Here is a 17,025-nt window from a genome sequence, read left to right as displayed (position 1 = left end):
GAGCCACTATGATCCTGCCTGTCCCGACTGAACTGATCGCTCAGATGGCGCTTGATCTCAAAGCCCATCTGGCCCGTCGCAACATCACCGAACCGCGCTTTATCGGCATTCGCACCGGCGGCATCTGGGTGGCTCAAGCGCTGCTGCGCGCCCTGAACAGCGATGCACCACTGGGCACGTTGGACGTGTCGTTTTACCGCGACGACTTCAGCCAGAACGGCCTGCACCCGCAAGTACGTCCCTCCGATCTGCCTTTCGAAATTGACGGCCAGCACCTGGTGCTGATCGACGACGTGCTGATGAGCGGCCGTACCATTCGCGCCGCACTCAACGAATTATTCGACTATGGTCGTCCGGCCAGCGTAACGCTTGTCAGCCTGCTGGACCTGGACGCTGCTGAATTGCCGATTCGCCCGGACGTCGTGGGCGCGACATTGCCACTCAAACCGAACGAGCGGATCAAATTGTCCGGCCCCGCGCCGCTGACTCTGGAACTGCAAGATTCATCCGTAAACCCTGCCCAATAAGAGACCATTGCGATGACGCCTACAGACGCCAAGCGCCCGCTGCAGCTCAATGATCAGGGCCAGTTGCGCCACTTTCTGTCGCTCGACGGCCTGTCCCGCGAACTGCTGACAGAAATCCTCGACACTGCCGACTCGTTTCTTGAAGTCGGCGCAAGAGCGGTGAAAAAAGTACCGTTGTTGCGCGGCAAGACCGTGTGCAATGTGTTCTTCGAAAACTCCACGCGCACCCGCACGACCTTTGAGATGGCGGCCCAGCGGCTGTCCGCTGACGTAATCACACTCAATGTGTCCACGTCGTCGGCGAGCAAGGGTGAAACCCTGCTCGACACCCTGCGCAACCTTGAAGCGATGGCTGCCGACATGTTCGTGGTGCGCCACGGCGACTCCGGCGCCGCGCACTTCATTGCCGAACACGTGTGCCCGCAGGTGGCGATCATCAACGGCGGCGACGGACGTCACGCGCATCCGACCCAGGGCATGCTCGACATGCTGACCATTCGTCGTCACAAGGGCGGCTTTGAAAACCTGTCAGTCGCCATCGTCGGGGATATTCTGCACTCGCGTGTGGCGCGCTCGAACATGATTGCGCTCAAGACCCTGGGCTGTAAGGACATTCGCGTCATCGCACCGAAAACCTTGCTGCCCATCGGCATCGAGCAATACGGCGTGAAGGTCTACACCGACATGACCGAAGGCCTGAAAGACGTCGACGTGGTGATCATGCTGCGCCTGCAACGCGAGCGCATGTCCGGTGGCCTGCTGCCGAGCGAAGGTGAGTTCTATCGCCTGTTCGGCCTGACCACCGCACGGCTGGCCGGCGCCAAGCCGGACTGCATCGTGATGCACCCCGGCCCGATCAACCGGGGCGTGGAAATTGAATCGGCGGTGGCCGACGGCCCGCACTCGGTCATCCTCAACCAAGTGACCTACGGTATCGCCGTGCGCATGGCGGTCTTGTCCATGACCATGAGCGGGCAAACGGCCCAGCGTCAATTCGAACAGGAGAAAGCACAGTGAAGCTCAGCATTCTCGGCGCCCGCGTCATTGACCCCAGCAGTCAACTGGATCAAGTGACTGACCTGCATCTGGAAGCGGGCAAAATTGTTGCTGTTGGCGCTGCACCAGCCGGTTTCAGCCCAACCCAAACCATCGACGCCAAAGGCCTTGTGGCTGCACCGGGGCTGGTCGACCTGAATGTCGCTTTGCGCGAGCCGGGTTACAGCCGCAAAGGCACCATCGCCAGCGAAACCCGTGCCGCTGCCGCCGGCGGCGTGACCAGCCTGTGCTGCCCCCCTCACACCAAGCCGGTGCTGGACACCTCCGCCGTGGCCGAGCTGATCCTTGACCGCGCCCGTGAGGCCGGTAACTGCAAAGTGTTCCCCATTGGCGCACTGAGCAAAGGCCTGGAAGGTGAGCAACTGGCCGAGTTGATTGCCCTGCGCGATGCGGGTTGCGTAGCGTTTGGCAACGGCCTAAACAGCTTCACCAATGCACGCACCCTGTGCCGGGCATTGGAATACGCGGCCACCTTTGATCTGACGGTGATTTTTCACTCACAGGATCGCGACCTGGCTGAAGGTGGTTTGGCACATGACGGCCCGATGGCGGCTTTCCGTGGTTTGCCGGGCATTCCGGAAACGGCTGAAACCGTGGCGTTGGCGCGTGATTTGTTGCTGGTAGAGCAAAGCGGCGTGCGTGCGCATTTCAGCCAACTGACCAGTGCGCGCGGTGTAGAACTGATTGCTCAGGCTCAGGCGCGTGGGCTGAAAGTCACGGCTGACGTGGCGCTGTATCAATTAATTCTGACGGATGAAGCGCTGGTGGATTTTTCCAGCGTGTACCACGTGCAACCGCCGCTGCGCACTCGTGCAGACCGCGACGGTTTGCGTGAGGCGGTGAAATCGGGAGTGGTGCAAGCCATCTCCAGCCATCATCAGCCGCACGAGCGTGATGCCAAGCTGGCGCCATTCGGTGCAACCGAGCCAGGCATGAGTGGCGTTGAGTTACTGCTGCCACTGGCAATGACCCTGGTGGAAGACGGCTTGCTCGATTTGCCCACCTTGCTGGCACGACTGAGTGCGGGCCCGGCTGATGCGTTGCGTTTGCCTGCGGGTCGGTTGGGCGTAGGTTCACCCGCGGACCTGGTGTTGTTTGACCCGGCGTCGTCGACCGTGGCGGGCGAGAAATGGCTGTCCAAAGGCGAGAATTGCCCGTTCCTGGGCCATTGCCTGCCGAGTGCAGTGCGTTACACGTTGGTCGACGGCCGGATCAGCTACGAAGGCTAAGAGCACCCTCACCCCAACCCTCTCCCAGGGGGAGAGGGAGCTTGATTTGTGGCGTTGCGAAGACCTGCTGTAGCTTTTAGTCCCCTCTCCCTCCGGGAAAGGGGGCTTGATCCATGGCGTGGCGAAGATCTGCTGTTGCTTTTAGTCCCCTCTCCCCCGGGAAAGGAGGCTTGATCTATGACGTTGCGAAGACCTGCTGTTGCTTTTAGTCCCCTCTCCCTCTGGAAAAGGGGGCTTGATCCATGGCGTGGCGAAGATCTGCTGTTGCTTTTAGTCCCGCCTCCCTCCGGGAGAGGGGCTTGATCTATGGCGTTGCGAAGACCTGCTGTAGCTTTTAGTCCCCTCTCCCTCCGGGAGAGGGCTAGGGTGAGGGGCTTTTGACTTTGATCTACCGCCGCTCTGCATTCTTGATCGAAATCTGTTCGTTCAACGTCCAGAAGTCATAAAGAATACCAATCAAGAACAAACCGCCAGTGAACAGGTAGATCAGCCCCGTGATCCACTTGCCCATGTACATGCGGTGCACGCCAAATACCCCGAGAAACGTCAACAGAATCCAGGCAACGCTGTAGTCCGTATCACCAGAGGTAAACCGCAAGTCAGCTTCACGGTCCATGCTCGGGATCAAGAAAAAGTCGATCACCCAGCCGATTCCCAGCAAGCCCAATGTAAAAAACCAGATCGTCCCGGTCACCGGCTTGCCGTAATAGAAACGATGTGCCCCCAGAAAACCAAATATCCACAGCAAATAACCCATTACTTTGCTGTGCGTATCTTCTCGATAGCCGCTCATAAATACCCTCTTTGCCGTCGATAGAAAAAAATACTGAAGTTTTTTGTGACTTTTTTACTGTCGCGCAACAGGTAAAAGTGTCTTACAAGATTTGGCGCAAAGCCTTGTCACACCTGACCTGCACAGCAGTTGGGTGACAGTTTGTCACCTCTGTCGCGTTTTTTGACCCCCAAGTCCAATCGACAAACGGACTGAGAAAGGACAAAAAAGCTGTTATAAAGTTTCGCGCTAACCACCATCGAGCCCTGCCGAATGCGTCCTATATTCAAGACATGGCTAACTATTTGCCTATTAATGCCACTGGCCGCCCACGCCACCAATCGTGAGCAACATCTTCCTTCTGGCTTCACTGGCTACACCGCAAAATCATCTGCGAGTGCTGCTTTTGTTGCCACCAACAGCAAGACAACGGTTAAAACCGTAGCACGTCCTGCGTCCAGTAAAGCCCATCGCAAAGCCCCCGGCAAAATAGCGACGGCTTCACTGGCGGCTGCCAACAAGCAAAGCAGCACGGTCCTGAGCCGCGCTGTAAATGTGTTGGGCACCCCGTATCGTTGGGGCGGCAGCAGCCCAAGTAAAGGGTTCGACTGCAGCGGGCTGGTCAAATACGCCTTTAATGATGTAGCTGCGGTTGATCTGCCTCGCACCTCCAGCGAAATGGCCAGCGGCCACGGGCAAAAGGTCGAGCGCAAGGATCTGAAACCTGGTGACTTGCTGTTCTTCAACATCAAAAGCCGCAGGGTCAACCACGTCGCCATCTACCTGGGCAACGACCGCTTTATTCACGCACCCCGCCGTGGCAAATCGGTGACCATCGACACCCTCAAAAAACCGTATTGGCAGAGCCACTACGTAGTTGCAAAGCGCGTCCTGCCGAAAGAAAAAGCCAACTTGCAGGTCGTTCAACGCTAAACCTGCAGTCGCTGCTGAACGCTGCGACAAGGGCCTGAAGCCCTTCAGCCTGTAGAGGGCCGCTACGCGGCCCATCGCAGCCTGCAGCAGCGACTACATACGTTCTACCCACCCCTTCTCTACCAGCCTGTTCAGGCTCATCTCCAGCGTCTGCATGCCAAACGCTGCACCGGTCTGGATGGCTGACACCATCTGCCCTGTCTTGTTTTCCCGAATCAGATTCCGAATCGCCGGCGTCGCCAGCATGGTTTCGTGAACCGCCACCCGTCCACCGCCGACTTTCTTGATCAGCGCCTGTGAAATCACGGCCTGCAAGGACTCGGACAACATCGTGCGAATCAGCGCCTTTTCGCCAGCTGGAAACACCTCGACCACTCGATCAACGGTCTTCGCCGCTGACGTCGTGTGCAAGGTGGCGAACACCCAATGCCCGGTTTCTGCGGCGCTCAAGGCCAGCCGGACGGTCTCCAGATCACGCATTTCACCCAGCACAATCACATCGGAGTCTTCGCGCAACGCCGAACGCAGGGCGGCGCTAAAACTGTGGGTATCGCGATACACCTCGCGCTGGTTAATCAGGGACTGACACGACTCGTGAATAAACTCGATCGGGTCTTCAATGGTCAGGATGTGCTGCTGACGCGTTCGGTTAAGGCAATCGACCATCGCCGCCAAAGTGGTGGATTTGCCCGACCCCGTCGCGCCCGTGACCAGTACCAGGCCGGACGGCTGCTGACACAACCGCTCGAAAAATGCGTTCAGGCCCAACGATTCAAGGCTTGGTACCGCAGCAGCGATAGCGCGAAATACGGCCGCCGCACCTCGCAACTGTTCAAATGCATTGACTCGAAACCGCCCCAACCCGACTAGCTCGTAGGCAAAATCTGCCTCATTCGTGGAGTCAAAGGCTGTGCGTTGAGCCTGACTCATAACGCTGTGAATCAATGCACGCACCTGATCCGGCTGCAACACCGGCCATTCACTGCGATGCATATCGCCATCAATCCGAAACATCGGCACCACACCCGCCGACAGGTGTATATCCGAAGCCCCCAGTTTGATACCTGACAGCAACAACTCGGCGATATCCATCCGCCCTCCCAATTCCAGTAGAATGCCGCAGACTTTCACAACGGCGGGCTCAAACGAATGTCCACGATAGCTGACAACATTGCCGAAGTTGAGGCTCGCATCCGTGCCGCGGCACTGGCTGTGCAACGTGATGTAACCAGCATTCACTTGCTCGCAGTCAGCAAGACCAAACCCGCGGCTGCGCTACGTGAAGCCTATGCCGCCGGTCTTCGCGACTTTGGCGAGAACTACCTGCAAGAAGCCCGGGCCAAACAGGTCGAATTAGCCGATCTGCACTTGTGTTGGCACTTCATCGGCCCCATTCAATCGAACAAGACACGTGAGATCGCCGAGCATTTTGCGTGGGTGCATTCCGTAGACCGCTTGAAAATTGCCCAGCGCCTGAGTGAACAGCGCCCGGCAGAACTGCCACCGCTGAACATTTGCATTCAGGTCAATGTGAGCGGTGAAGCCAGCAAATCCGGCTGCACCCCACACGACTTGCCTGCGCTGGCAGCCGCGATCAGTGCACTGCCCCGCTTGAAGTTGCGCGGGTTGATGGCGATTCCTGAGCCCACCGAAGACCGGGCGGCACAGGACGCTGCCTTCGCGACCGTTCGCCAACTGCAAGAAAGCCTGAACATGGGGCTCGATACACTTTCCATGGGCATGAGCCACGACCTGGAGTCAGCCATTGCCCAAGGGGCCACATGGGTGCGCATTGGTACTGCATTATTTGGTGCCCGGGATTACGGTCAGGCCTGAGCAGACCGACCTCAATTTTTATAAGGATCTGTAATGAGCAAAACGCGTATTGCCTTTATCGGGGCCGGTAACATGGCTTCCAGCCTGATCGGCGGCCTGCTGGCCAAAGGGTTTGGCACCTCACAGATCTGCGCCAGCGCACCCAGCCCTGAGACGCGCGCCAAAGTAGCGGCTGAGCACGGTATTGAAGCCTTTGCCGATAACGCGCAAGCGATCAAGGACGCTGACGTCATTGTGCTTTCGGTTAAACCCAAGCTCATGAAAGACGTTTGCCAAACCTTGCGTTCAAACCTCAAGCCCGGCCAATTGATCATCTCCGTGGCGGCAGGCATTACGTGCTCAAGCCTGCGTAATTGGGTCGGTGAACAACCGGTAGTTCGTTGCATGCCAAACACACCTTCCCTAGTGGGAAAAGGCGCTAGCGGTCTATATGCCACTGCCGATGTCACCGCTGAACAACGCCAGCAGGCTGAACAACTACTGAGCGCCGTCGGCATTGCGCTCTGGGTCGACGAAGAGGTCCAACTGGATGCTGTAACCGCCGTCTCCGGCAGTGGCCCGGCGTACTTCTTCCTGCTGATTGAAGCCATGACCGCAGCCGGCGTGAAGCTTGGCCTGACCCGCGAAATGGCTGAGACACTGGCCGAACACACCGCCTTGGGCGCTGCACAGATCGCCATTGACAGCGATGTCGATGCCGCAGAATTGCGCCGCCAGGTCGCCTCACCGGGCGGCACGACTGAAGCGGCGATCAAATCATTCCAGGCCGACGGCTTTGCCGCCACGGTCGAAAAAGCATTGAGTGCCGCTGCGCACCGCTCGGCCGAAATGGCCGAACAACTGGGTCAATAAGGAGCACATGATGTCTGGACTTAATGGCGCTGCCATTTTTGTAATTCAAACCCTGGGTAGTCTCTACCTGCTGATCGTTTTGCTGCGGTTCATCCTGCAACTGGTGCGGGCGAACTTTTACAACCCGATCTGCCAGTTCACCGTCAAAGCCACACAGCCGCTGCTTAAGCCGCTGCGCCGCGTGATCCCGAGCATGTTCGGTCTGGACATGTCGTCGCTGGTATTGGCCATCATCGTACAAATGGTGATTTTCGCCGTCGTACTGATGCTCAGCTACATCCCATTCACCGTGCTGGGCCTGTTTCTGTGGGCCATTATTGGCGTGTTGAAGCTGTTTTTGAACGTGTTCTTCTACGCCATGATCATCAGCGTGATCCTCTCCTGGGTTGCACCCGGCAGCACCAGCCCGGGCGCAGAACTGGTCAACCAGATCACCGAACCTGCACTGGCACCGTTTCGTCGTTTTCTGCCGAGCATGGGCGGCCTGGACATCTCGCCGATCCTGGCGTTCATGGTGATCCAACTGTTCCAGAGCTTTGTCATCCCGCCATTGGCCATGAGCGTCAACATGCCGCTTGAGCTGTTCGGCCTGATCTGATGAGCTATTTCCGTTGGGACGGTGAGGACCTGATTCTCGACTGCCACCTGCAACCCAAAGCCAGCAGCGACGAGTTTGCTGGCCTGCACGGTGACCGTTTGAAGATTCGCCTCACCGCCCCGCCGGTAGAAGGCAAAGCCAACGCCCACCTGATGGCCTTTCTGGCCAAGGCGTTTGGCATCTCCAAAAGTCAGGTAAGCCTGATCAGCGGCGAACTCAATCGCCAGAAGCGCGTGCGCCTTCAAGCCCCGAAAAAGCTGCCTGATTTACCGGATTTGGTAAAACCCCTGCATTCGTAGGAGCTGCCGCAGGCTGCGTCCGGCGGCAAAGCCGTCGTATGCGAAATCATCCCAGACCATTGCTTGCTGCTCTGCCCCCCGCTCATTAGACTTACGCCTCATTTAAATGAGAGCAGGGTCGATGCCAGCTGCCTTTCCCCCCGATTCCGTTGGTCTGGTTGTGCCGCAAATGGCGCACTTCAGCGAACCCCTGGCGCTAGCCTGCGGTCGTTCACTGCCGGCCTATGACCTGATTTACGAAACCTATGGCCAGCTCAATGCTGACGCCACCAATGCCGTACTGATTTGCCACGCGCTTTCGGGCCATCATCATGCCGCTGGTTTTCACAGCGTCGATGATCGCAAGCCCGGCTGGTGGGACAGCTGCATCGGCCCCGGCAAGCCTATCGACACCGACAAGTTCTTCGTCGTCAGCCTGAATAACCTGGGCGGCTGCAATGGCTCAACCGGCCCGAGCAGCATCAACCCTGAAACGGGTCGCCCATTTGGCGCCGACTTCCCAGTGTTGACCGTAGAAGACTGGGTGCACAGCCAGGCCCGTCTGGCCGATCGTCTGGGCATCCACCAATGGGCCGCCATCATCGGCGGCAGTCTGGGCGGGATGCAGGCCTTGCAGTGGAGCATCAGCTACCCGGAGCGCCTTCGCCATTGCCTGGCCATTGCCTCAGCACCCAAGTTGTCTGCGCAAAACATCGCATTCAACGAAGTCGCTCGCCAAGCCATCCTCACCGACCCCGAATTCCACGGCGGTTCGTTCCAGGAAAAAGGCGTGATCCCCAAGCGCGGTCTGATGCTCGCGCGCATGGTCGGCCACATCACTTACCTGTCCGATGACTCGATGGGTGAGAAATTCGGCCGTGGTCTGAAAAACGAAAACCTCAACTACGACTTCCACAGCGTCGAGTTTCAGGTCGAAAGCTACCTGCGTTATCAGGGTGAAGAGTTCTCCGGGCGTTTCGATGCCAATACCTACTTGCTGATGACCAAAGCACTGGACTACTTCGACCCGGCAGCAAACTTTGACGACGACCTGGCCAAAACCTTCGCCAATGCCAAGGCACGCTTTTGCGTGATGTCGTTCACCACCGACTGGCGTTTCTCGCCCGCTCGCTCGCGGGAGCTCGTGGATGCCTTGATGGCCGCCAAGAAAGACGTCTGCTACCTGGAGATCGATGCTCCGCAAGGCCATGACGCCTTCCTGATTCCAATCCCGCGTTACCTGCAAGCCTTCAGCAACTACATGAACCGCATAGAACTGTGAGAACGCCATGAGAGCCGACCTGGAAATCATCCAAGACTGGATCCCCGCCGGCAGCCGCGTGCTCGACCTCGGTTGTGGTGATGGCGAACTGCTGAGCTGGCTGCGCGATAACAAGCAAGTCACCGGCTATGGCCTGGAAAACGACCCGGACAACATCGCCGAGTGCGTCGCCAAAGGCATCAACGTCATCGAGCAAGATCTCGACAAAGGGCTGGGCAACTTCGCCAGCAACAGTTTCGACATCGTGGTCATGACCCAGGCGCTGCAAGCCGTGCACTACCCCGACCGGATTCTCGACGAAATGCTGCGCGTGGGCCGCCAGTGCATCATCACCTTTCCGAACTTCGGCCACTGGCGTTGCCGCTGGTATCTGGCGAGCAAGGGCCGCATGCCGGTGTCCGAGTTTCTGCCGTACACCTGGTACAACACGCCGAACATCCACTTCTGTACGTTCGAAGACTTCGAAGAGCTGTGTCGCGAGCGTGATGCCCAAGTCATCAACCGCCTTGCCGTAGATCAACAACACCGACACGGGTGGGCGAGTAAGTTATGGCCTAACCTGTTGGGCGAGATTGGCATTTACCGAGTCAGCAGTCCGGGCCTTCAGGATCACAACATCGCGGTTTAAACGTTTGGTTCAAGGAGAAAGACATGGGTCGTATCGGATTACTGCTGCTGTCGATGTGCTTCACCGTACAAGCACTCGCTGCTGGCGCTGTCGACGTCAGCGGTACGGCGGTTAATTACAACGCCTTCATGTCGAACTTCTTGAGCCCTGCGATCACCGAAAAATACGGATTGCAGCGCAGCCCACACCTGGGTGCGCTGAATATCAACCTGTCCAGGGCTGAGCAAAAAATAGCCAGCACGGTCAGCGGTACTTACCGTGAGGTTGGCGATAAAAAAGCCAAACCGCTCACGTTCAAACAAGTAATCAATGACAACGGCGCTATTGATTACTTTGCTCAATTTCCAGTCAAACCGTCCCAGGTCTATGTTTTTGACATTCAGCTCAAAATCAATGGCGAGACGAAAGACATCGAATTTTCCCAAGAGATCGCTCCAATCCAATGATCAACTTCACGCAACTGGTACTGGCAAGCCACAACGCCGGCAAACTCAAAGAACTTCAGGCCATGCTCGGCGAGTCGGTGCAGTTGCGCTCGATAGGCGAATTCAGCCAGGTCGAACCGGAAGAAACCGGTTTGTCGTTTGTTGAAAATGCCATTCTCAAAGCCCGTAACGCGGCGCGTATTTCGGGCTTGCCAGCGCTGGCCGACGACTCCGGGCTGGCGGTGGACTTTCTCGGTGGCGCGCCAGGTATTTACTCCGCGCGTTACGCTGAGGGGCAAGGCGATGCGGCAAACAATGCCAAGCTGCTTGAGGCTCTCAAAGACGTGCCGGAAGCGGAGCGCGGCGCCCAGTTTGTGTGCGTACTGGCGCTGGTGCGCCATGCTGATGATCCTTTGCCGATCATTTGCGAAGGCTTGTGGCACGGGCGCATTCTGCCTGCGGCCAGTGGCGAGCACGGCTTTGGTTACGATCCGTTGTTTTGGGTGCCTGAGCGCAACTGCTCCAGCGCCGAACTCAGCCCGACGGAAAAAAACCAACTCAGCCACCGCGCCCGCGCCATGGCCTTGCTGCGTCAGCGTCTGGGCTTGAAATGACCCACGATACCTCGCCACAACCGCTCTATCTGAGTGAGGCCGGCTTTACTCAGCAGGCGCCGCGCGCGCCACTGACGCAACTGCCGCCGCTGTCGCTGTACATCCATATTCCGTGGTGCGTGCGCAAATGCCCGTACTGCGACTTCAACTCCCACACCGCAAGCCCCGTACTGCCTGAAGAGGAGTATGTCGACGCGCTGCTGGCGGACCTCGATCAAGACCTGCATGCCGTCTATGGCCGCGAGTTGAGTTCGATTTTCTTTGGCGGCGGCACGCCAAGCCTGTTCAGCGCAAAAGCGCTGGGCCGACTGCTGGAAGGCGTCGAAGCACGCATCCCGTTTGCCACCGATATTGAAATCACCCTCGAAGCCAACCCCGGTACCTTCGAGCAAGAGAAGTTCGTGGCCTACCGGAAGCTGGGCATCAATCGTCTGTCAATTGGCATCCAGAGCTTTCAGCAAGAGAAGCTCAAGGCGCTGGGTCGCATCCATAACGGTGACGAGGCCGTACGTGCCGCCGGCATGGCGCGTCAGGCGGGCTTTGACAACTTCAACCTGGACTTGATGCACGGGTTGCCCGATCAGTCGCTGGACGACGCCCTGAGCGATCTGCGCCAAGCCATCGCGCTCAAGCCGACCCACCTGTCGTGGTATCAGCTGACACTCGAACCCAACACGGTGTTCTGGAACAAGCCGCCTGAACTGCCTGAAGACGACACCCTGTGGGACATTCAAGAAGCTGGGCAAGCGCTGCTCGCCGAGCATGGTTACCGCCAATACGAAGTGTCTGCCTATGCGCAACCCGGCCGAGCAGCGCAGCACAACCTTAACTACTGGAGCTTTGGCGACTTTATCGGCATCGGCGCTGGCGCCCACGGGAAATTGAGCCATCCTGATGGCCGTATCGTGCGCACTTGGAAAACCCGACTGCCTAAGGACTACTTGAATCCAGCCAAAAACTTTCAAGCAGGTGAGAAAACTCTGACTGCCGAAGAGCTGCCATTTGAGTTTCTAATGAACGCCTTGCGCCTGACTGACGGCGTCGACTCATCACTGTACCCAGAGCGCACCGGTTTATCGCTTGAGAGTTTAAGTGCTGGGCGCACAGCGGCAGAACAAAGTGGCCTATTGCAGGTCGAACCGACACGCCTGGCGGCAACCGCTAGAGGCCAGCTGTTTCTCAACGACCTGTTGCAGCATTTTTTGATCTAAGGAACTCGAATGGACTTGGTACTCGACCTGCTTGCCACCGTATCGCGCTGGAGCCGCAGCCACCTCTCGGAGATCTCTCTGGCCCTGATTGGTTGCTTGTTGGTGTTGTTTGGTGCGGACTTCAAAGGGTGGGTCGAGCAGCGTTTGGGCAGTTTCGCAGGCGCGTTGCGCATCCCGGTCATGGCGGCATTGTGCTTGATCGGCAGTGGCGCAGCGCTCATCTATGCCACACCGTGGGTGGAGCGCGGCCTGAGCCAGTTCAACAACTACAGCCTGGCGCCGGTGTTGTTGGTGGTGCTGGTACTGATCGGGGTAGTGGCGGATCGTCGAGGGTAGTCGCGACTGCATGTTGTAACAACCGACCTCCAGGCAGGGGGAGGCCGGTCACTGAAAAACCGTTTACGCCAGTTTTTCGAACTTCAAATCCCACACGCCATGCCCAAGACGTTCGCCACGGCGCTCGAACTTGGTCACTGGGCGCTCAGGTGGACGCGGGACGCAACGACCGTCTTCTGCCAGGTTGCGATAACCCGGCGCGACGTTCATGACTTCCAGCATGTATTCCGCGTAGGGTTCCCAGTCGGTGGCCATGTGCAGCACGCCTCCCACTTTAAGCTTGGAACGCACCAGCTCGGCAAAGGACGCTTGAACGATGCGACGCTTGTGGTGACGGCTTTTGTGCCACGGGTCCGGGAAGAACAGCAGCAGGCGATCAAGGCTGTTATCCGCGACACAACGCGTCAGGACTTCAATCGCATCGCAATCGTAAACCCGCAGGTTGGTCAGGCCTTGAGTCAGCACGCCATTGAGCAGCGCCCCCACACCCGGACGGTGAACCTCTACGCCGATAAAATCCTGCTCAGGTGAAGCTGCGGCCATTTCCAGCAGGGAGTGACCCATGCCAAAGCCGATTTCCAGCGTACGCGGTGCAGAACGACCAAACACCTGATCGAAATCGACCGGCGCATCGGCCAGTGGCAGTACGTACAGCGGCGCACCTTGATCGAGACCGCGTTGCTGGCCTTCCGTCATGCGACCGGCACGCATCACGAAACTTTTGATGCGACGGTGTTGGCGATCGTCGCCTTCTTCCGTGATTGGGGTGTCGAGTGATTCAGTCATCAGTGGCTCTTACTTGATCAGACCATCCAGCGGCGAAGAGGCGCTGGCATAGAGTTTTTTCGGCATGCGCCCGGCCAGATAGGCCAGACGGCCCGCCTCAATGGCGTATTTCATGGCTTGGGCCATGATGATTGGATGCTGGGCATTGGCGATGGCCGAGTTCATCAGCACCGCTTCGCAACCCATTTCCATGGCGATAGTGGCGTCGGAGGCTGTGCCTACACCCGCATCCACCAGCACCGGAATTTTTGCTTCTTCAAGAATGATGCGCAGGTTGTAGGGGTTGCAGATCCCCAGCCCTGTACCAATCAAGCCGGCCAATGGCATCACGGCGATGCAGCCCATCGCCTCCAGTTCGCGAGCGATGATCGGGTCATCACTGGTGTAGACCATGACGTCGAAGCCTTCCTTGACCAGCACTTCGGCCGCCTTGAGGGTCTCGATCACATTCGGGAACAGGGTTTTCTGGTCGGCCAGCACTTCCAGTTTGACCAGGTTGTGACCATCAAGCAGTTCACGGGCCAGACGGCAGGTACGCACCGCTTCAACCGCGTCGTAGCAACCCGCGGTGTTCGGGAGGATGGTGTAGCGATCGGGTGGCAAAATATCCAGCAGGTTCGGTTCGCCAGGGTTCTGACCGATGTTGGTACGACGCACAGCGACAGTGACAATTTCAGCGCCCGAGGCTTCGATAGCCAAGCGGGTTTCTTCCATGTCACGGTACTTGCCGGTACCCACCAGCAGACGTGACTGGTAAGTACGGCCAGCCAATACAAATGGCTTGTCGCTGCGAACAGTGTTCATCGGGAATCCTCTTCAAATATGTGCGTTGTGGAACAGGTATGAAGCACAAGCCCGACGACTAACCGCCACCGATGGCATGCACCACTTCAACCTTGCTGCCTTCTTTGAGTACGGTCTCGGCATGCTGACTGCGCGGGACAATATCAAGATCAAGTTCGACTGCCACGCGGCGCCCGGTCAGGTCGAGACACGTCAGCAGACCCGCGACGGTTTCACCGTCCGGCAGTTCAAAGGGTTCACCGTTCAACTGAATGAGCATGCGCGACGCTGCCTTCGTTTTAAGGGGCCAGCATTCTAGCCCAGTCGGTCAGGCCGACCCAAGCCATTCATCTTGCGGGCTTAACCCAAGCGCCAGGCGGCAAGCCCCAGGCACAGCCAGCCGGCCAAAAAGGCGGCTCCACCGATGGGCGTAATAATCCCCAGCTTGCTAATGCCGGTCAGGGTCAGCACGTACAGGCTGCCGGAAAACAGCACGATACCCAATGCGAAAAAGGCTCCTGCCCATACCACCAGGCGACCCGGCAAATGAGTCAGTAACAGGGCAACACCAAACAAAGCCAAGGTGTGAACCAGTTGGTAAGTAACACCTGTATGAAAAATAGCCAAATACTGCTCAGTCAGGCGGTTTTTCAGACCATGAGCCGCGAATGCGCCAAGCGCTACACCGGTAAAGCCGAAGAACGCAGCCAGCATCAAAAAAACACGCAACATGGGTACCTCCTGTCTAGATCATCGAATGACGCAGGGTCTGTATAATGGCCCGCTCAACGGGTTCGGCCAAGCCATCTATGCTGCGTATTATCGTTCACCGCTTTCTTAAAGCCCTGCTCTGGTTCGCAGTGGGCAGCGTTGTGTGGGTGCTGATTCTGCGTTGGGTGCCGCCGCCTGGCACCGCGCTGATGGTCGAACGCAAGATTGAGTCATGGCTTGATGGGCAGCCGATTGACCTGCAGCGCAGCTGGCGGCCATGGGATGAAATATCCAACGAATTGAAAGTTGCGGTCATTGCCGGGGAAGACCAGCATTTTGCCGAGCACTGGGGGTTTGATTTCAGTGCGATACGGGCGGCCTTTGTGCATAACGAAAAAGGTGGCACGCTGCGCGGGGCCAGCACCTTGAGCCAACAAGTGTCGAAGAACCTGTTTTTATGGTCGGGGCGCAGTTGGTTGCGCAAAGGGCTGGAAGCCTGGTTTACGGCACTGATTGAAATACTGTGGCCCAAGCAGCGGATTCTTGAGGTGTACCTCAACAGTGCTGAATGGGATAACGGGGTGTTTGGTGCAGAAGCGGCGGCGCAGCATCATTTCGGCGTGAGTGCGAAAAACCTGTCGCGCCAGCAGGCCAGTCAGCTGGCGGCTGTATTGCCTAATCCGCGTAACTGGAGCGCCAGCCATCCAAGCCCGTATGTCAGCCGACGTGCCAGCTGGATCCGCCAGCAAATTCGCCAGTTGGGCGGGGACAGTTACCTCGATACGATCAATGACTCACGCAAGGCGCCTTGGGCGCAGTGACTGGGCAGGTCAAAAGCCCCTCACCCCAACCCTCTCCCAGGGGGAGAGGGGGCAGACCGAGGTGTCTGTGGCTTTAGTGCACTGCCTGGAACCCCCCATTATTTCCAGTAGCCCCAATCAGCTTCCCCTCCCTCTTGGAAAGGAGGCAGACCGAGGTGTCTGTGGCTTTAGCGCACTACCTGGAACCCCCCATTATTTCCAGTAGTCCCAATCAGCTTCCCCTCCCTCCTGGAAAGGGGGCAGACCGAGGTGTCTGTGGCTTTAGCGCACTGCCTGGAACCCCCATTATTTCCAGTATCCCCAATCAGTCCCCTCTCCCTCTGGGAGAGGGCTAGGGTGAGGGGCACTTAATTCACACCAAAAAAAAACGCCCCGATCGGGGCGTTTTTTTGTCGGGCCGGTTTAGGCGGCAATCGACAGTTTAAGCTTGTTCATAGCGCTTTTTTCCAGCTGACGAATCCGTTCTGCGGATACGTTGTACTTCTGCGCCAAGTCATGCAGCGTGGCTTTGTCTTCAGCCAGCCAACGCTGATACAAAATGTCGCGACTGCGATCATCGAGCACTTCCAGCGCTTCATGCAGATTGCTGGTGGAGTTGTCAGTCCAGTCAGCATCTTCGAGCTGACGCGCCGGGTCATACCGGTGATCTTCCAGATAGTTCGCCGGCGACTGGAAAGCACTGTCGTCGTCAGCTTCAGCAGCCGGGTCGAACGCCATGTCATGACCGGTCAGGCGGCTTTCCATCTCTCGCACTTCGCGAGGTTCTACACCCAGGCTTTCAGCCACACGATGCACTTCATCGTTGTTCAGCCAAGCCAGACGTTTTTTCTGGCTGCGCAGATTGAAAAACAGTTTGCGCTGGGCTTTGGTGGTCGCGACTTTCACGATGCGCCAGTTGCGCAGGATGAATTCGTGAATCTCAGCCTTGATCCAGTGAACAGCAAACGAAACCAGACGCACGCCCATTTCAGGGTTAAAGCGTTTGACCGCCTTCATGAGGCCGACGTTGCCTTCCTGGATCAGGTCAGCCTGAGCCAAGCCATAGCCCGAATAACTACGGGCAATATGTACAACAAAACGCAGGTGGGCGAGCACCATCTGCCGAGCCGCCCCAAGATCCTGCTCATAGTAGAGACTCTCGGCCAGTTCACGCTCCTGCTCAGGTGTCAGCAATGGAATGCTGTTCACCGTATTGACATAGGCCTCGAGGTTCGCACCGGGGACCAACGCATACGCAGGTTGCAAAGAAGTGGTCATACGAATAAACCTCCGTCTCACATAACTCGTGCAGTTCAGCACTGCGAAAGTTGACCGGAAACCTGAAAAAAAGTTCCCAAAAAAAGCTGA

At 57.6% G+C, this 17,025-nt stretch carries 22 protein-coding genes; 15 read left to right on the top strand and 7 right to left on the bottom strand.

Annotated features, from left to right (window positions below; genetic code table 11):
- The first annotated feature begins 8 nt into the window (after window positions 1-8).
- From pyrR to FJD38_RS14200, 3 genes are read left to right on the top strand one after another with little or no spacing between them, the layout of a single operon-like run.
- The gene (gene pyrR / locus FJD38_RS14210) at window positions 9-527 is read left to right on the top strand and encodes a bifunctional pyr operon transcriptional regulator/uracil phosphoribosyltransferase PyrR (RefSeq protein WP_122785486.1); all 519 of its coding nucleotides are present in this window, start codon (window positions 9-11) and stop codon (window positions 525-527) included.
- Window positions 528-539: 12 nt separating this feature from the next.
- Window positions 540-1,544, top strand: a complete 1,005-nt coding sequence (locus tag FJD38_RS14205; RefSeq protein ID WP_122785487.1) for an aspartate carbamoyltransferase catalytic subunit — start codon at window positions 540-542, stop codon at window positions 1,542-1,544.
- Complete coding sequence (locus FJD38_RS14200) at window positions 1,541-2,812, top strand: dihydroorotase (protein ID WP_146385858.1); 1,272 nt, start codon at window positions 1,541-1,543, stop codon at window positions 2,810-2,812. Before FJD38_RS14205 ends, FJD38_RS14200 begins: the two co-directional genes overlap by 4 nt.
- Window positions 2,813-3,200: 388 nt before the next feature.
- Here the strand turns inward: FJD38_RS14200 and FJD38_RS14195 are convergent, their stop codons facing one another.
- Window positions 3,201-3,605 carry an NINE protein gene (locus tag FJD38_RS14195; protein WP_122785489.1) on the bottom strand — a complete coding sequence of 135 codons (405 nt, stop codon included), beginning with the start codon at window positions 3,603-3,605 and terminating at the stop codon, window positions 3,201-3,203.
- A 252-nt stretch (window positions 3,606-3,857) separates the two neighbouring features.
- Between FJD38_RS14195 and FJD38_RS14185 the strand changes: the two genes are divergently transcribed.
- Window positions 3,858-4,517 (top strand): C40 family peptidase, encoded by a 660-nt coding sequence (locus FJD38_RS14185; protein ID WP_122785490.1) that lies wholly within the window; start codon window positions 3,858-3,860, stop codon window positions 4,515-4,517.
- 93 nt (window positions 4,518-4,610) lie between these two features.
- Here FJD38_RS14185 and FJD38_RS14180 read toward each other — a convergent pair whose 3' ends face one another.
- Complete coding sequence (locus tag FJD38_RS14180; RefSeq protein ID WP_146385856.1) at window positions 4,611-5,609, bottom strand: type IV pilus twitching motility protein PilT; 999 nt, start codon at window positions 5,607-5,609, stop codon at window positions 4,611-4,613.
- A 57-nt stretch (window positions 5,610-5,666) separates the two neighbouring features.
- Here FJD38_RS14180 and FJD38_RS14175 point away from each other — a divergent pair, with 57 nt between their 5' ends.
- The 10 genes from FJD38_RS14175 to FJD38_RS14130 all read left to right on the top strand — a co-directional run bounded on the left by FJD38_RS14175 (window position 5,667) and on the right by FJD38_RS14130 (window position 12,577).
- The gene (locus FJD38_RS14175; RefSeq protein WP_146385854.1) at window positions 5,667-6,353 is read left to right on the top strand and encodes a YggS family pyridoxal phosphate-dependent enzyme; all 687 of its coding nucleotides are present in this window, start codon (window positions 5,667-5,669) and stop codon (window positions 6,351-6,353) included.
- A gap of 33 nt (window positions 6,354-6,386) precedes the next feature.
- Entirely contained in the window at window positions 6,387-7,205 is an 819-nt protein-coding gene (proC, locus tag FJD38_RS14170) for a pyrroline-5-carboxylate reductase (RefSeq protein ID WP_122785493.1), read from the top strand.
- A gap of 10 nt (window positions 7,206-7,215) precedes the next feature.
- Window positions 7,216-7,803 carry a YggT family protein gene (locus FJD38_RS14165; RefSeq protein ID WP_122785494.1) on the top strand — a complete coding sequence of 196 codons (588 nt, stop codon included), beginning with the start codon at window positions 7,216-7,218 and terminating at the stop codon, window positions 7,801-7,803.
- Window positions 7,803-8,102: a DUF167 domain-containing protein gene (locus FJD38_RS14160; protein WP_122785495.1), complete on the top strand. Its 300-nt coding sequence runs from the start codon at window positions 7,803-7,805 to the stop codon at window positions 8,100-8,102. Before FJD38_RS14165 ends, FJD38_RS14160 begins: the two co-directional genes overlap by 1 nt.
- 121 nt (window positions 8,103-8,223) lie before the next feature.
- Window positions 8,224-9,363 (top strand): homoserine O-succinyltransferase MetX, encoded by a 1,140-nt coding sequence (metX, locus tag FJD38_RS14155; protein ID WP_122785496.1) that lies wholly within the window; start codon window positions 8,224-8,226, stop codon window positions 9,361-9,363.
- Between the two features lie 7 nt (window positions 9,364-9,370).
- On the top strand, window positions 9,371-9,991 hold the full coding sequence (metW, locus tag FJD38_RS14150) for a methionine biosynthesis protein MetW (protein ID WP_122785497.1): 621 nt from the start codon (window positions 9,371-9,373) through the stop codon (window positions 9,989-9,991).
- 23 nt (window positions 9,992-10,014) lie between these two features.
- Window positions 10,015-10,437 (top strand): DUF4426 domain-containing protein, encoded by a 423-nt coding sequence (locus FJD38_RS14145; RefSeq protein WP_146385852.1) that lies wholly within the window; start codon window positions 10,015-10,017, stop codon window positions 10,435-10,437.
- Window positions 10,434-11,030 carry an RdgB/HAM1 family non-canonical purine NTP pyrophosphatase gene (gene rdgB, locus FJD38_RS14140; protein ID WP_146385850.1) on the top strand — a complete coding sequence of 199 codons (597 nt, stop codon included), beginning with the start codon at window positions 10,434-10,436 and terminating at the stop codon, window positions 11,028-11,030. The genes FJD38_RS14145 and rdgB overlap by 4 nt, the downstream gene beginning before the upstream one ends.
- On the top strand, window positions 11,027-12,241 hold the full coding sequence (hemW, locus tag FJD38_RS14135) for a radical SAM family heme chaperone HemW (protein ID WP_146385848.1): 1,215 nt from the start codon (window positions 11,027-11,029) through the stop codon (window positions 12,239-12,241). The genes rdgB and hemW overlap by 4 nt, the downstream gene beginning before the upstream one ends.
- 9 nt (window positions 12,242-12,250) lie before the next feature.
- Complete coding sequence (locus tag FJD38_RS14130; protein WP_122785501.1) at window positions 12,251-12,577, top strand: DUF3392 domain-containing protein; 327 nt, start codon at window positions 12,251-12,253, stop codon at window positions 12,575-12,577.
- A gap of 63 nt (window positions 12,578-12,640) precedes the next feature.
- On the opposite strand, the gene trmB is transcribed toward FJD38_RS14130, so the two are convergent.
- From trmB to FJD38_RS14110, 4 genes are all read right to left on the bottom strand, one after another.
- The gene (gene trmB, locus FJD38_RS14125; protein WP_146385846.1) at window positions 12,641-13,363 is read right to left on the bottom strand and encodes a tRNA (guanosine(46)-N7)-methyltransferase TrmB; all 723 of its coding nucleotides are present in this window, start codon (window positions 13,361-13,363) and stop codon (window positions 12,641-12,643) included.
- A gap of 9 nt (window positions 13,364-13,372) precedes the next feature.
- Entirely contained in the window at window positions 13,373-14,167 is a 795-nt protein-coding gene (locus FJD38_RS14120) for a thiazole synthase (RefSeq protein WP_122785503.1), read from the bottom strand.
- 58 nt (window positions 14,168-14,225) lie between these two features.
- Window positions 14,226-14,426: a sulfur carrier protein ThiS gene (gene thiS / locus FJD38_RS14115; protein WP_122785504.1), complete on the bottom strand. Its 201-nt coding sequence runs from the start codon at window positions 14,424-14,426 to the stop codon at window positions 14,226-14,228.
- An 80-nt stretch (window positions 14,427-14,506) separates the two neighbouring features.
- On the bottom strand, window positions 14,507-14,878 hold the full coding sequence (locus FJD38_RS14110) for a DUF423 domain-containing protein (protein WP_122785505.1): 372 nt from the start codon (window positions 14,876-14,878) through the stop codon (window positions 14,507-14,509).
- A gap of 77 nt (window positions 14,879-14,955) precedes the next feature.
- On the opposite strand from FJD38_RS14110, the gene mtgA reads away from it, so the two are divergent.
- On the top strand, window positions 14,956-15,678 hold the full coding sequence (gene mtgA, locus FJD38_RS14105; RefSeq protein WP_208727519.1) for a monofunctional biosynthetic peptidoglycan transglycosylase: 723 nt from the start codon (window positions 14,956-14,958) through the stop codon (window positions 15,676-15,678).
- Window positions 15,679-16,080: 402 nt separating this feature from the next.
- Here mtgA and rpoH read toward each other — a convergent pair whose 3' ends face one another.
- Entirely contained in the window at window positions 16,081-16,935 is an 855-nt protein-coding gene (rpoH, locus tag FJD38_RS14100; protein ID WP_016782598.1) for an RNA polymerase sigma factor RpoH, read from the bottom strand.
- Window positions 16,936-17,025: the final 90 nt, after the last annotated feature.

The organism is Pseudomonas saxonica (genome assembly GCF_007858365.1).
Taxonomy (GTDB): domain Bacteria; phylum Pseudomonadota; class Gammaproteobacteria; order Pseudomonadales; family Pseudomonadaceae; genus Aquipseudomonas; species Aquipseudomonas saxonica.
The sequence above is the reverse complement of the archived record's forward strand: the minus strand, read 5'-3'. Positions and strand labels throughout refer to the sequence as shown.

Bases quoted from the DNA above. Each gene is read 5' to 3' on its own strand.
- pyrR (WP_122785486.1), top strand. From the start codon at position 9: ATGATCCTGCCTGTCCCGACTGAACTGATCGCTCAGATGGCGCTTGAT.
- FJD38_RS14205 (WP_122785487.1), top strand. From the start codon at position 540: ATGACGCCTACAGACGCCAAGCGCCCGCTGCAGCTCAATGATCAGGGC.
- FJD38_RS14195 (WP_122785489.1), bottom strand. From the start codon at position 3,605: ATGAGCGGCTATCGAGAAGATACGCACAGCAAAGTAATGGGTTATTTG.
- FJD38_RS14185 (WP_122785490.1), top strand. From the start codon at position 3,858: ATGCGTCCTATATTCAAGACATGGCTAACTATTTGCCTATTAATGCCA.
- FJD38_RS14180 (WP_146385856.1), bottom strand. From the start codon at position 5,609: ATGGATATCGCCGAGTTGTTGCTGTCAGGTATCAAACTGGGGGCTTCG.
- FJD38_RS14175 (WP_146385854.1), top strand. From the start codon at position 5,667: ATGTCCACGATAGCTGACAACATTGCCGAAGTTGAGGCTCGCATCCGT.
- proC (WP_122785493.1), top strand. From the start codon at position 6,387: ATGAGCAAAACGCGTATTGCCTTTATCGGGGCCGGTAACATGGCTTCC.
- FJD38_RS14165 (WP_122785494.1), top strand. From the start codon at position 7,216: ATGTCTGGACTTAATGGCGCTGCCATTTTTGTAATTCAAACCCTGGGT.
- FJD38_RS14160 (WP_122785495.1), top strand. From the start codon at position 7,803: ATGAGCTATTTCCGTTGGGACGGTGAGGACCTGATTCTCGACTGCCAC.
- metX (WP_122785496.1), top strand. From the start codon at position 8,224: ATGCCAGCTGCCTTTCCCCCCGATTCCGTTGGTCTGGTTGTGCCGCAA.
- metW (WP_122785497.1), top strand. From the start codon at position 9,371: ATGAGAGCCGACCTGGAAATCATCCAAGACTGGATCCCCGCCGGCAGC.
- FJD38_RS14145 (WP_146385852.1), top strand. From the start codon at position 10,015: ATGGGTCGTATCGGATTACTGCTGCTGTCGATGTGCTTCACCGTACAA.
- rdgB (WP_146385850.1), top strand. From the start codon at position 10,434: ATGATCAACTTCACGCAACTGGTACTGGCAAGCCACAACGCCGGCAAA.
- hemW (WP_146385848.1), top strand. From the start codon at position 11,027: ATGACCCACGATACCTCGCCACAACCGCTCTATCTGAGTGAGGCCGGC.
- FJD38_RS14130 (WP_122785501.1), top strand. From the start codon at position 12,251: ATGGACTTGGTACTCGACCTGCTTGCCACCGTATCGCGCTGGAGCCGC.
- trmB (WP_146385846.1), bottom strand. From the start codon at position 13,363: ATGACTGAATCACTCGACACCCCAATCACGGAAGAAGGCGACGATCGC.
- FJD38_RS14120 (WP_122785503.1), bottom strand. From the start codon at position 14,167: ATGAACACTGTTCGCAGCGACAAGCCATTTGTATTGGCTGGCCGTACT.
- thiS (WP_122785504.1), bottom strand. From the start codon at position 14,426: ATGCTCATTCAGTTGAACGGTGAACCCTTTGAACTGCCGGACGGTGAA.
- FJD38_RS14110 (WP_122785505.1), bottom strand. From the start codon at position 14,878: ATGTTGCGTGTTTTTTTGATGCTGGCTGCGTTCTTCGGCTTTACCGGT.
- mtgA (WP_208727519.1), top strand. From the start codon at position 14,956: ATGCTGCGTATTATCGTTCACCGCTTTCTTAAAGCCCTGCTCTGGTTC.
- rpoH (WP_016782598.1), bottom strand. From the start codon at position 16,935: ATGACCACTTCTTTGCAACCTGCGTATGCGTTGGTCCCCGGTGCGAAC.